Origin of the sequence: Arthrobacter sp. 8AJ, assembly GCF_902506025.1 — a bacterium.
Taxonomy (GTDB): domain Bacteria; phylum Actinomycetota; class Actinomycetes; order Actinomycetales; family Micrococcaceae; genus Arthrobacter.
Window position 1 is genome coordinate 1,815,384 of sequence record NZ_LR733289.1, and the last position, 13,679, is coordinate 1,829,062.

The following is a 13,679-nucleotide window of genomic DNA, read 5'->3' on the forward strand; positions in this document are numbered from 1 at the left end:
CGGCGGACGTTCAGGCCGGATCCGGCGCGAAGACAACGTCGACAAAGTAGTTGGTGCCGGACGATGTCCGGTTGGGCACAGCCGTTCCCGTCCCATACCTGAAGAGACCGTTTTTTGCGGCTGGAGCCACGAGCACCCCGCTGGTCCAGTCTTTGGCAAAGAAGTTGCTGGTGTACGAGTACTTGCCCGCTGGGGCGTTGTAGGACACCACATACGTGGACCCCACCGTGAGCCTGACGGGCGTTGAGAGGACGGCTGTCTGCCATCCGCTCGCGGTCTCGTTCGCGTAGGTCACCCCGGCCACCTTGACGCCGGACGGGTCCCACAGGGCGCCCGTATGGACTCCGGTATTGTTTGGCCCCTTGTAAAAGCGCAAGGCAGTAACCGTCCCGGGCGCCGTGGTCCGGAACGCAGTACCCAGATCGATGGCCCGGGTCTCCGTAGACGTCGCAACCTGCGGCTGCATGCTGGAGAAGAGCGTCTGGCTGGGTGGCGGGGGGCTCGCGGTGGTGAACTGCCAGGAGGTGGGCGCGAGGACGGCGCCGCTCGTGGAAACCACGTTACTGGCGCTTGCCGTGATGGCAGCGCCCGCCGGCAGGAGTTGCGCGGGGCTGAAAGTGATGGTCCGCCCGTCAGCCGACAGGGCGGAACTGCCCGTGATGCTGGTTCCTCCGGTGGAAAGCAGCAACGCCGAGCCCGGCTGTACCGCCGCTGACAACGTCAGTGCGGGTTTGGTGTCCACCGCCACCCCCGTTGCGTTTGCTGCGGGTGAGAAGGAGCTGACCGTCAGCGACGCTGTGGCTGTGCTTGTGAAGACCACGTCCACGAGGTAGCTGTTGCTGGACGAGTTGCCGGGGAAATCACTGCTGTACGAGTATCCGCCCGAGCCCTGCGTGGTGCGCAACGGGCCACTGGTGAAGCCGGTGGAGAACCCGCCCTGGGTGTAGGAGTAGGTGCCGGTGGGGGACTTGTAGGCGGCTATGTATTCAGTGTCGGCGGCTATGGCCACTGGTTGGCTGAAGGTTGCCGTTTGCCACCCGGCGGTGGATTCCCCGGAGAACGTGACGCTGGCCAGTTGCTGCCCTGCCGCGGTGAACAGCGTTCCCGTGTGCGTTCCGGTGTTTCCCGCGGCTTTGTAGAACCTGATTCCGGTGATGTTGCCACTGGCGGAGCTGGCGAACCGCACTCCCAGTGACAGCGGGACACCGTCTTTGACCTCGAGGGTGGTGGGCGTCACCGTGTCCTGGTAGAGCGTGCAGGGGCACGTGCCTTCGACCCGTGGCGGAGGAACCGTGGTGAAGGTCCAGCTGCCGCCGGCGCTGAGCTGCTGCCCTGTGCTGGACGTGGCAGTGACGGTTGCCGTGTAGGTTGAGGACGGGTTCAGGGGAACGGACGGTGTGAAGGTCACTTTTCCGGCCGTGGAGTCGAAAGCCGTGGCCCCTGGCACTCCCGCACCATCAGGCCCGGTAAGGACCAGGGCAACCGTTGAGGCTGTGGCCGGCTTGGAGAACGTCGCCGATACCAGGGTGTTGAGGGGAACACTTGACGAGCCGGGAAGCGGCGTTTGGCCGGTCGCGGTGAACGGCGGATCCGGATATTGGACCACGACGTCCACCAGGTAACTCGTTGTCGAGCGGTTGGCCGGGAAATCGCTGGTGTAGGAGTAGGCTCCGGCGTCGGACACCGCCCGGAGGTTGCCCGACGAGAGGCCGGAACCAAAGCCGTTGACAGTGGCCGAATACGTGCCGGTGGTGCTCTTGTACGCCATGATGTATTCGGTGTTTGCGGTCATTGCCACTGGCTGGTTGAAGTAGGCCGTCTGCCATCCCGAGGTTGACTCATTCGCAAACGTGACCGTCGCCAGGGCGGTGCCCGACCCCGAGAAGAGCGTTCCGGTGTGGGTTCCGGTGTTGCCTGCCGACTTGTAGAAGCGCACGCCGGTCACAGTGCCGTCAGCGGTGCTGGAGAAGCGTATGCCCAGGGTCAGCGGCGTCCCGTCCTTGACCTCCGGGATGCCGGGCTGGACCGAGTCGTCGTAGAAGCTGCATGGGCAGGTGCCGGGGGTCGGCGGAGAGACGACTGTGGTAAACGACCACGTCCCTCCCGCCGTCAGGGTGCCGCCCGTGGAAGCCGTCGCGGAGAGTACGGCGGTGTACGTCGTCGCCAGCGCCAACGGGGAGGACGGCGTAAAGGTCGCCTTGCGGCTCACGGAGTCGTACACCGTTGTTCCGGCCACCTGGGTACCGTTCGCGGCCGTGAGGTTGAGCTGCACGCTGGAGGCCGTCACGGGCTTGGAGAATACAGCGCCCACGGTGGTCGACTGGGGAACGCTTGAGGATCCCGGCAACGGCCACTGTCCCGAAGCCGTCAGGGGGGTGTTGTCCGTGGTGTCGAAGACTGCGTCCACGAAGTAGTTTCCGTTGCCGTACGAGGCGGACGGATACGTATCAGGGCTGCCGTAGACGCCTGCCGCCGGGCTTCCGAATCCTCCCGCCACCGTCATGGGCGGATCGCTGAAGCCGAAGTACGCCCACTGGTAGTCCTTGACCGCGTAATGTCCTTTCGGATCGGTGTAGGAGACGGTGTAGGTCGTCCCTGCGGTGACAGCCACAGGCTGGGTGAAGAGAACCTTTTGCCAGCCGGTTGCGGTCTCGGAAGCGAAAGTAGCGCTGGCAAGCCGCTGTCCGTCAGGGCTCCACAGCGAACCGACATGGGTTCCGGTGTTGGATGTGCTCTTGTAGAAGCGCACGCCGGTAATGAAACCGTCGGTGGTGGGGGTGAACTTCATGCCGAGTTCGTAGGCTCCGCCGTCCTGGCCGTCGTCCACCGCGGGGACTTGCTGCCCGAAGACGGTGTACGGGCCGCTAAGCGAAATACTCCGGGTAGCCGCGGTTCCGGCGTTCGCGCTGTCGTCGATTGCCCGGACCCGGACGCTGGCGGTGGACAGGCCCTTCTGGATGTAGGTGTACGTCCAGTTCTGCTTTCCCTGGGCAGGGTGCCAGGTGTTGCCGCCGTCCGTTGACACCTCGACGCCGGCCACGATGCCCCCGGTGTCGGTGGCGGTTCCGGATACCGTCACGGACGATCCGTGCGCGATGGTGGTGCCGTCTGCGGGGGAGGTGATGGACACCGTCGGTCCTGCTGTGTCGGTGCTGGCGCTCGCAGCCGTCAATGCCGCGTCAAGAGTGGCGGATTGGGCTCCCATGTCCGCCAGAAGGTTGACCTGCGCCTGCTGCATCCGGGGATCAGGAGCCGCGCCGGGGCCGTCATGTTGCTGGTCGAGCCCCCAGGTCCACTGCACGCTGCCTGCAGAGAACACCAAGGCCCCGCTGGCGGCCTTGTACAGCGTGACGTTATGGGTTGTTGTGCCGGGCTTCACGGTATTGCCGAAGTCCTGCAGGTACTGGTCCACGGCCCCGGTAGTGGTGGAGAGCCTGACCAGTCCTGCCGGCCTGAAACCGTTGTCCAGATCTTCGTCCGATTCGTAGCCCACTGTGTGGGGCGCAAGTTGGGCGGAGCCTCCCACGGGGAGCGACGCAAGGGACGTGTTGCGCCACAGACGGGACTTCCCCTCCGCTGCGCTCACCGTGACCGGCAGGTCCGTGAAGTTGGACATGTACATCGTGCCTGTCAGGCCGTTCTCCGGCCGTCCGCCGCCATTGGCGGGTGCGGCATAGCGGGGATCGCGCCACGTTCCCGTCCATTCAGTGCTCGGGTCGATTTTGGCGTTCGACCAGGTTTCCTTGTAGGAGACCAGGGTGCGGTACGCCGCCCCGTCCGTTTTCGATGGTTCATATCTGGTGCGCCAGTAGGCTTCATTGCCGGACAGGAACTGCATATTCACTCCGGCATCGCGCGCTTTCTCGACATTGGCGCGCTGGGCGCCGGACCAGTACTCGTCGTGGCCCACGGACAGGAACACTTTGTGGTTGAGCAGCAGCGAACCGTTCCGGTCAGTGTCCACGCCGCTGATGTAGGAGACGTCATAGCCGTTCTTTTCGAGGAACCTGACCAGGGGGTACTCATTGCTGAAGTAGAAGTCACGTCCATCGGGACCGCTGCGGGTGGCGACGGGCCGGTTGTAGCTGATCTTGTAGGCGCGCCCGTTGCTGCCGCCTTCATAGAAATCGGAACCGCCGTAGGTGTTGTAGGCCTGCCAGGTCGGGTCGGAGGTCTGGAAGACTACAGGGGCCTGGCTGCTGTCGTTGCGGACGATGAAGGTGATGTGGCTCCGGCCGCCGGTGTCGGGACGGTTGAGGACTGCAAGGTAGATGCCGGAGACGGCTGTGGACGGGACCTGCCACGTGGCGGAGACGGCCCACGTGCCGCAGTCGTAAAGTCCGGTGGCCACGTCCGAAGTACATTGCGGCTGGGCCTGCCGGAGCGCGGAGGGAACCACATCGGCGACCTTCCGGGCACCAAGTCCCTGGTACCACCCGGTCCGGTAGATCGCGATGGTGTAGTTGCTGGCGGTTGTATCGATTTTGAACTGCAGCGGTTGGCCCGCGTTGACGCTGATGTCCGTCGAAAAGCCCTGCAGGGTGCTGTCACCGGCTCCGTCGATGTCCCATTCCGAGGACGGGCTGCCCGGCTTCGAATTCTCGCACGCAATGGGATTGAGCAGCGGCGCGCAAGGGTCCGTGGCGTAGGCGGACTGGAGGACTCCCAGGGGTGCAAATGCGGGAAGCAATGCTGCAAGAAGAGCGAGTACCAACGTGGCAGCTGTCCTTTTCAGGACCAGCCGGTGATGCGCCTTCGATGCGGGCATTGTGAACTCCTGGGTTGAAGCGAAGGTATCGGTGGGACATTGGCGTCCCTTCCGAAAGCCGCTCCCCCCGGGGCAGCCAAACCAAGATATTCAGTTGTCCCTGCGTCAGGACCCAATAACCGGAGCTGTCTGCACTGGCAGTTGGAAGGCGTTGGCGGGAACCGGTCCGAAAGACCTTTTGAGACCACCAACGCCAGCCAGCAGGCTGCCCTGTAAGCGAGAGTCTAGGGGCGGCCGGGACGCGCCTGCAGGAAATGGAAAACCATTTCGGGCAGGTGTGTGGAAATCCACACAGGCCCCTGGGGCCCCGTCGTCACCGGGATATGGGCCCTGCGCCCATGAGCTGTCCCGGCAACGTCACGGGAGCCTGGCGCCCCAGCGCCGGTGAAGGGGCTCAGCGGGAGCGGTAGTAGTCCGCCAGCCGCTCAAGGCCTTCATCGATGGAGACGGCGGGAGTCCAGGCAAGGAGTTTTTGGGTCTCACGCTGATCGAACCAGTGTGCCGTGGACAGCTGTTCAGCAAGAAACCTGGTCATGGGCGGTTCGTCCTCTTTGCCGAGCCTGGGCCACGCTTTTTCCACCACTGATCCCGCAATCCGGGCAAGCTTTCCCGGTACGGACCACGACGGCGCGGGAACGCCCCCGGCGGCGCAGATGCCGGCAATCAGTTCGCCTACCGGCCGCGGTTCGCCATTGGTGACAACCAGCGCCCTCCCGTGGATTTCACTGATACGGTCCAGGGCCGCAACGATCGCCGCGGCCGCATTGTCCACATACGTGGTGTCGATAAGCGCAGCGCCCGCATCCAGCAGCGGCAGGCGGTTCCGGGCCGCCCGCGCCAGCACGCGTTCCACCAGCTGGGTGTCACCGGGTCCCCAGACCACGTGCGGCCGCACGGCGGCGACGCGGAAGCCCGGGGCGTCCGCGTCGAGGGCCAAAAGCTCCGCCTGCGCTTTGGTGCGGGCGTAGTCGCCGTGGGCGCGTGCCGGATCGGCCGGTTCTGCGCCGAGTCCGGCGATGGCGGCGCCTGAATTGGCCACCGACGGTGAGGAGACAAATACAAAGTCGCTGACTCCGGCTTCGCGCGCCGCCAGGACCAGGCGCCGTGTTCCCTCCACGTTCACGCGGTCAAACTCGTCGGCCCGGCCGGTGAAGGATACTTTGGCCGCGAGGTGGATGACTGCCTCGGTGTCCCCCACGGCAGTCCTGACGGCGGCGTCGTCGGTGAGCGAACCGCAATGGTCCGCCGCGCCGTCGACCCCTGAGGGACGCCGCTGGAAGGTGGTGACGGCGTGGCCCCTGCGCACCAGCAGCCCTGCCACTTCCCGCCCCAGCAGGCCGCTTGCCCCGGTGACCAGGATTTTCACGGCGCAACCCGCCTGCCGCCGGCCAGCACTGACGAGGCCCATTGGGCCAGCCGCGACCTGTCGATCTTTGCGTTGTGGCGGATGTCGGTGGGTTGCGCGGGGACAACCAGGACTGCCGCCACGGACACGCCTGCACCCTGGGCGGCGCTCCGTACCTTCCTGGCCAGTTCCGTGCCCGCAGGGCCGGCCTTACGGGCCGGCGGTACGGTTTCGACGACGGCGGCGACGGCCTGGGTGCCCGCGGGCCCCACGCCCACGACGGCTGCCATCCGAACACCGTCCAGCCGTTCGATGGCCTGTTCGGCGCCGACCGGAGTGACCACTCCAGGGGGCGCCGTGATGATGTGCGCCAGGCGCCCTTCCACCCACAGGCGGCCATCGGCGTCGAAATGGCCCACATCTCCGGTGCGGTGCCAGCCGGCCGGCCCGGCGCTCGCCTGCCCGGTCAGCCAAAGCCTGTCGTAGCCGTCCTTGACGTGCGGCGCGCTGACCAGGATTTCCCCCGTTACCCCCGGTTCCGTCACCGGCTCGGCCCCCGGGGCGGTACCGTCGGCCGCCAACGGGATCACGGCTATGCGGGCGCCCTGGACGGGATGCCCTACGCAGACGCCCTTGCCGGCCCCTGGCGTTCTTCCGGCTTCGGCGTCGGCCGCCGCGGCCTGAATCTGTTCGAGGCTGATATCGGTGACAGGCAGGGCCTCGGTCATGCCGTAGGGGGTATGCAACGAGGCGGCGGGCAGCAGCCGCTGCACCTCCGCAAGGAGGGGTTCCGGAACCGGTGCGCCGGCAGAGAGCAGCAGCTGGACGCGGCCGAGGGCAGCGGTGCCCTCCGGGCTGAGGCCGTCCCGGGTGGCGACGACGTTGCGCAGGGCGGCAGGGGACGCGAAGACCACCGTGGCGTCGATGGCCGCTGCAGCATCGGCCAGGGCGCGCGCGGTCAAGGTCCGGGGCGCTGTGACATCCATGGCCGGCGTTACGGACACGGTTCCCAGCGCCGGCCCCAGCAAGGCGAACGGCGCAAAGCCTGCCACCAGCTTCTGGCCCGGCTTGATGCCGAAGGTTCCCGCCACGGTGTCCCGCATGGCCGCAAGCTGCCGGTGGGTGTACAGCACGCCCTTGGCGGGACCGGTGGAGCCGGACGTGAAAAGCACGGCGGCGGGGGAGTCCGCGTCCGGGCTGGAGGCGGGAGCGGTGCCGGCAGCGGCACGCCCCGCGCCTGCCCTGGCCAGGGCGGCGAGTGAGGTCTCCACCCCGAGGAGCCGGCGCCGACCTGCCGGCAGGTCCTGCACACTGATGCGCCTGGATGCCCAGCCCAGTGCCCGGGCAGCGGCAAGGGCTTTGTCAATCCCGATCAGGACATCGGGCGTCGCTCCCTTGACCGCCCGGCTCAGCCCCCTGGTGCCCAGGCCGGCGTCGGCAACCACCACCACGGCTCCCAGCCGCAGGCAGGCATACAGGGCCATGGTCAGGTCCACCCCTGGCGGGACCATCAGGCTCACCCGGCTGCCCGGTCCTACTCCGGCCCCCTGCAGGCCTGCGGAGAGGTGCCCGACGCTTTCTTCCAGCTGCCGCCAGGTGAGGGAGCGGGCCACCGTGCCATCCGGTGCCATTTCGACGACGGCCCTTCCGCCCGCGGACGGGCCGCCGGCCAGCTGCCCAAGAAGCGTCCACAAGGGCGTGAAGCCACGGCCTTCAGCCGGGGCGGCGGGTCCAGTGACCGCGTCGCCTTCAGCAGCTGGGCCAGGGTCAGCAACACTGTCCCCGCCGTGCGTGAGGCGGCCGGCAAGCCAGTCGAAGACCGCCGGCGCGATGTTCCGGTCCTCTGCCACCAGGTGCCCCGCACCCTCGTAGCGGTGCACGTCCGCGTGAGGGAGGCGGGTGAGCAGATCCTTCAGGTAGCGGTCGGAGAAGATGGGGTCCCGTGGGCCCCACAGCATCAGGACCGGCACCTCAAGGCCGCGCACGCCGTCCGCGACGCCGTTGAGGGCAGCAAAGCTGGGGTGTGAGGCGTCAACGGGAATGTCCGCCACGAAGTTGCCCACCCCCGCACGGCGTGGGGCGCTGCGGTACGGGGCCATGAAGGCGTTCCGCACGTCCGCGGGCAGCGGCGGGTGTGCCAGCGAATGCGTCACCCGCAGGAAAGCATCGGTAGTGGTGGTGCCCCACCGGTGCACGGCAGGGTGGAGGGCAAGGCGCAGCGCCGGCGGGATGGGGGAGCCGGCGGGCTGGTGGACGGCGGTGTTGGTCAGGACCACGCCGGCCAGTTGGTCGGTGTGGGCCAGCGCCCAGCCGAGGCTGATGACCCCGCCCCAGTCGTGGCCCACCGAGACCACGGGCCCTGCCAGGTCCAGGGCGGCGGTCACGTCGCCAAGGTCGTTGATCCTGTCCGCCAGCCGCCGGAAGGTCCCGGTCCGCTCGGAGAAACCCATGTCCAGCTGGTCCACGGCCACCACGCGCCACGGGTGCGCGGGATCCGAACCGGCGGCCAGCAGGCTCCGCCACAGGTAGGACCACGTGGGGTTGCCGTGAACGCACAACAGGGTTCCCTGGGGAGCCAGGCCGCGGCGTGCCAGTTCCCCGCCGTTGTCCAGCAGGTGCCAGCGGCGCACCGTGCCGGGGGAGTCAGCCCCCGATGTGGAGGGGACATCGATGTGGCGCGACCACTCGGGGTTGACGCCCGGCCAGTCCGCGATCACCAAACGATTTCCAGCATTGCGGTGTTCAGGCCGGATCCGACGCCCATGCACAACACCCTGTCACCGCTGCCCAACGACTGCGCCTCGGCTGCGAGCGTCATAGGGAGCGATGCCGGACCCACATTGCCCCAGTGCGGGAACGTGATGGGCACCTTGTCCGGGTCCAGGTCGATCGCATCGATGATGGCCTGGGTGTAGGCGTTGCTGACCTGGTGCGTGACGTAGCGGTCCATCGCGGCCCAGTCCCATTCGGGCTGGGCTTCCTGCCACGCATCGACCACGAGCCGGAGGCCGCCGTCGAGCAGCCCCTTCGTGTCGGTGTTCATGCCGTCGATGCCGCCCACGCACAACTCGTGGTGCTCGGTGCCGGCGCGCATTACGCCGCCCACCACCCGGTGTGCTCCCGGGTGCTCGTCGGCGGGCCCCAGGACGGCCGCGGCCGCCCCGGATCCCAGGGTCAGGGTGGCGAACTCCCGGTTGAAGTCATCGCGCGTTGTCTCGGGCCGCTGCAGCCGGGCCAGGGTGGCCTCCTGCGTCAGCTGGGCGTCCTCGCCGTTGACAATGACGGCGTACCGTATCTGGCCCGAGTCGATCATGTTGGCTGCCAGGGTCAGGGCATTCACGAAGCCCAGGCAGGCGTTGGCAAGGTCGAAGTTCATGGCCGACGACGGCAGGCCCAGGCTGTGGTGGATCTTCACCGCCACTGAGGGTTCAAGGTTGCGCCGGGTCACCGAGGTGTTGATCAGCAGTCCGACGTCGGAGGCTTCGATGCCGGCCTCGGCGAGGGCCTTGGCGCCGGCTTCCACCGCGGCGTCGTCGAACGACGTTCCGGCAGCCCACCACCGGCGGTGCGTGATGCCCGCCACGCGCTCAAGCAGCCGCGGCGGAAACTTGAGCCGCTGCAGGGTCGATGCCAGCCGCCGGTCAAAGTCCGTGGAGCTCACAATCCTTGGAGCCTCGACGCTGCTCACCGAGAGCAGCGCGGTGTTGCTGTGGCGGAAGGTTGCATTACCTGCCAATTCAAGCCCCTCTTCGTTTTCGTCCCGCGTTCCTGCGGTGACCGTACCCACATCTGCGCAGGCTCAAGAGCTTAACTATGCCTTTGCAGTGCCGGAACACGCATATCCACCCCCGGTGCCCGAGCCGGTTCCCGGGTGCTGCTGCCGGGAAATGTCGGTCCTGCGCAGTAGATTGTAGTAACCCGGTTCCAGCAAAATGCCCCACCCGCTCCAGGAGACCAGAAAAGCCTTGCACCTCAAAAGCCTCACCGTCCGGGGGTTCAAGTCCTTTGCGTCCGCCACCACCTTCGACTTCGAACCCGGCGTCACCGCCGTCGTGGGTCCCAACGGATCCGGCAAGTCCAACGTGGTGGACGCCCTGGCGTGGGTCATGGGCGAGCAAGGGGCCAAAACCCTGCGCGGCGGCAAGATGGAGGACGTCATTTTTGCCGGCACGTCCGGGCGTCCGCCGCTGGGCCGCGCCCACGTTTCGCTCACCATCGACAACACCGATGGCGCACTCCCCATCGAGTACAGCGAAGTCACGATCTCCCGGACGCTGTTCCGGGCGGGCGGATCCGAATATGCCATCAACGGCGCAGGCTGCCGCCTGCTGGACATCCAGGAACTGCTCTCCGATTCCGGCCTGGGCCGGGAAATGCACGTCATCGTGGGCCAAGGCCAGCTGGACCGCGTCCTGCACGCCACTCCCGAGGACCGCCGCGGCTTCATTGAGGAGGCTGCCGGGATCCTCAAGCACCGGCGCCGCAAGGAACGGACGGTACGGAAGCTCGAGGCCATGCAGGCCAACCTCCAGCGCCTGACCGACCTCACCGGGGAGATCCGGCGGCAGCTCACGCCCCTTGGGAAGCAGGCCGAGGTGGCCCGCCGCGCGCAGCGGGTCCAGTTCGACGTCCGGGACGCCCGGGCGCGCCTGCTCGCCGACGACCTGGTGCAGCTGCAGCAGGCCCTGGAGCAGGATGTGGCGGACGAAGCTGCGCTCAAGGCGCGCAGGACCGCCGTCGAGCAGGAACTCGAGGCCGGGCGCAGGCAGCAGGCAGCGTTGGAACAGCTCGCAGCCGAGGCCACACCGCGGCTCAATGCCGCCAGGGACACCTGGTACCGGTTGTCCACGGCCCGTGAACGGCTTCGGTCGCTCGGCTCGCTCGCCACGGAACGGAGCCGGCTGCTGGGTTCCGACGATGCCGCGCCGTCTTCCGGCCGGGACCCCGAACAGCTGGAGCGCCAGGCAGCCCGGGTGCGGCAGGAACTGGCCGAACTCGAACAGGACATCCAGTCCAGGCGGAACAACCTGGACGCGGCCAGCGCAGCGAAGGTGGAAGCGGAGCGGGCCGCACAGGCCGAGGACCAGCGGCTCACCGCCCAGCTCCGTGCCGCAGCGGACCGGCGCGAGGGCCTGGCGCGGCTGGCCGGCCAGGTCGCGGCGGCCAGGTCCCGGGTGGAGTCCGCCCAGGCGGAACTTGGAAGGCTGCGTGAATCCCTTGCCGCCGGAACTGAACGCCGGGCCCGTGCCCAGGCCGAGTTCACGGCGCTGGAAAACCAGGTGGCCGGCGTGGAGGAGGGAGAGGAATCCCTTGACGCCGACTATGAGGCCGCCAGCGATGTCCTGGACGCCGTGCTGGGGGAGATCGCGGACCTCAAAGCCGCCGTCAACGAGGGGGTCCGCAAGCGGGACGCCCTCGCCGCGCGCCTCGATGCCCTGAAGCTCGGCCTTGACCGCAAGGACGGTGCCAGGCACGTGCTGGAGTCCGGGCTCCCCGGCGTGCAGGAAAGCCTCGCTGCCGGGATCACCGTGCAGGGCGGGTACGAGCCGGCCGTCGCCGCCGCCCTGGGGGAAGCGTCAGAGGCATTGCTCGTCCAGGACGGGGAGGCGGCGGCCGCTGTACTAAGGCGGCTCAAGGACGACGACGCCGGGCGGGCGTCGCTGCTCCTCGCATCGGCCGCGGAACCCCGTCTGGGGGATGGCGGGCAGGTGACGCTGCCTGAGGGAGCGCAGTGGGCCGCCGGCCTGGTCGATGGGCCTTCGGGGCACGTCGCCCTCGTCCGGCACCTGCTGTCCCGGACCGCCGTCGTACCCGGCATCGAGGCCGCGGCTGCCCTGGTTGCCGCACTGCCGGACATGACCGCCGTCACCCGCGAAGGGGACGTCTTCACTGCCGTCTCCGCCACGGGCGGCTCTGCCAAGGCGCCGTCCCTCCTCGAGGTGCAGGCGGCCGTGGACGACGCCGAGCGCGGACTTTCGGCGGTCACGGCGGACCTGGAGCGGAACAGGTTTGCCCTGGCCGCCGCGGAGGCGCGGCGCACGGGGGCGCAGGAGGAAGCGGACGCAGCGCTCGACAAACTGCACGAGTCCGACGCCCGCCTCGCCGCCGTAGCCGAACGTTTGGGCCACCTGAACTCTGTCCTGCGCAGCGCCGTTGGCGAGAGCGAACGGCTGGCAGCGTCCCTGGCACGGGCCGAAGGCAACGTCGCGGCGGAGGAGGAAGCGCTCGCCGCCATCGCTGCCCGGTTGGCCGCGGCGCAGGAAGCGCCGTTGGAAGAGGAGCCGTCCACGGAGCAGCGCGACGCCCTGGCGCGTGCAGCCTCCGCCGCCCGCGCGGCCGAGGTCGAGGCACGGTTGTCGCTGCGCAGTGCCGAAGAGCAATTGGTGGCCACCCGCAACAGGGTGGCGTCCCTGGAACGCGCCGCCGCCACCGAACGCCGCGCCCGTGAGGAGGCGGCAGAGCGCGCCCGCCGCCGCCGCATCCAGGCCCGGCGGGCGGCCGCCGTTTCCTCGGGGGTGGAACTGGCTCTTGGCTTTGTGGACGTCTCCGTGGACCGTGCGCGGCACGAACGGGACCTGGCCGAGGAGAACCGCGAACTCCGCGACCGCGGGCTGCGGGAGATCCGGGAGGCGAACGATGCCCTGGCCAGGGAGCTGGCCCAACTCACCGACAACGTGCACCGCGACGAACTCGCCCGCGCCCAGCAGCGCGCCAGGATCGAGGCGGTGGAAACCCGCTCCGTGGATGAGCTGGGCATCACCCCCGAAGCGCTGGTCAACGAATTCGGGCCGCACGTGCCGGTGCCCGTTCCGGCGGAGGAATCCGGTGACAAATGGGCGGCCCTGCGGGCCCCGGTTGACGCGGACGGGGAAGAGATCAGGGATGGCAAGCCCTATGTCCGGCAGGAGCAGGAGAAACGGCTGCGGAAGGCTGAGCGGGACCTCGCAAGCCTGGGCAAGGTCAACCCCCTGGCGCTGGAGGAATTCGCGGCGCTGGAGGAGCGGCACCAGTTCCTCAGCACCCAGCTTGAGGACCTGAAGGCGAGCCGGCGGGATCTGCTGGACATCATCAAGGAAGTGGATGACAGGGTCCAGCGGGTCTTTGCCGAAGCGTTCGAGGACACGCAGGCCCAGTTCGTCCGGGTTTTCGGGCGGCTCTTTCCCGGCGGCGAGGGACGCCTGGTCCTGACCGACCCGGCGGACATGCTCACCACCGGCATCGAAGTGGAGGCCCGTCCTGCCGGCAAGAAGATCAAGCGGCTGTCCCTGCTCTCCGGCGGCGAACGCTCCCTGACCGCAGTGGCGCTCCTGGTGGCCATCTTCAAGGCGCGGCCCTCGCCCTTCTACGTCATGGACGAGGTGGAGGCGGCCCTGGATGACACCAACCTCGGCCGGCTCATCACCATTTTCGAAGAACTCCGGGAATCCAGCCAGCTGATCGTCATCACGCACCAGAAGCGGACCATGGAAGTGGCGGACGCGCTGTACGGGGTCACCATGAGGGGCGACGGCGTCTCCACTGTCATCAGCCAGCGGTTGGGGGCCGAGGTATAGCGGCTGGTCAGCT

General features: G+C 68.1%; 5 protein-coding genes. 1 reads left to right on the plus strand and 4 read right to left on the minus strand.

Features of this window, described 5'->3' with window-relative positions:
• Positions 1 to 10 precede the first annotated feature (10 nt).
• The 4 genes from BACI349Y_RS08420 to BACI349Y_RS08435 form a co-directional block, all read right to left on the minus strand.
• Positions 11 to 4,768, minus strand: a complete 4,758-nt coding sequence (locus tag BACI349Y_RS08420) for a DUF4082 domain-containing protein (RefSeq protein WP_159631729.1) — start codon at positions 4,766 to 4,768, stop codon at positions 11 to 13.
• Positions 4,769 to 5,162: 394 nt separating this feature from the next.
• Entirely contained in the window at positions 5,163 to 6,134 is a 972-nt protein-coding gene (locus BACI349Y_RS08425) for an NAD-dependent epimerase/dehydratase family protein (RefSeq protein WP_159631730.1), read from the minus strand.
• On the minus strand, positions 6,131 to 8,833 hold the full coding sequence (locus BACI349Y_RS08430) for an alpha/beta fold hydrolase (protein WP_159631731.1): 2,703 nt from the start codon (positions 8,831 to 8,833) through the stop codon (positions 6,131 to 6,133). Before BACI349Y_RS08430 ends, BACI349Y_RS08425 begins: the two co-directional genes overlap by 4 nt.
• Entirely contained in the window at positions 8,827 to 9,849 is a 1,023-nt protein-coding gene (locus tag BACI349Y_RS08435; RefSeq protein ID WP_159631732.1) for a 3-oxoacyl-ACP synthase III, read from the minus strand. Before BACI349Y_RS08435 ends, BACI349Y_RS08430 begins: the two co-directional genes overlap by 7 nt.
• Positions 9,850 to 10,078: 229 nt before the next feature.
• On the opposite strand from BACI349Y_RS08435, the gene smc reads away from it, so the two are divergent.
• Entirely contained in the window at positions 10,079 to 13,666 is a 3,588-nt protein-coding gene (smc, locus tag BACI349Y_RS08440) for a chromosome segregation protein SMC (protein ID WP_201302411.1), read from the plus strand.
• The last annotated feature ends 13 nt before the right edge of the window (positions 13,667 to 13,679 follow it).

What these genes read in the sequence shown, in the direction of transcription:
- BACI349Y_RS08420 (WP_159631729.1), bottom strand. Translation starts at nt 4,768, where the DNA reads ATGCCCGCATCGAAGGCGCATCACCGGCTGGTCCTGAAAAGGACAGCT.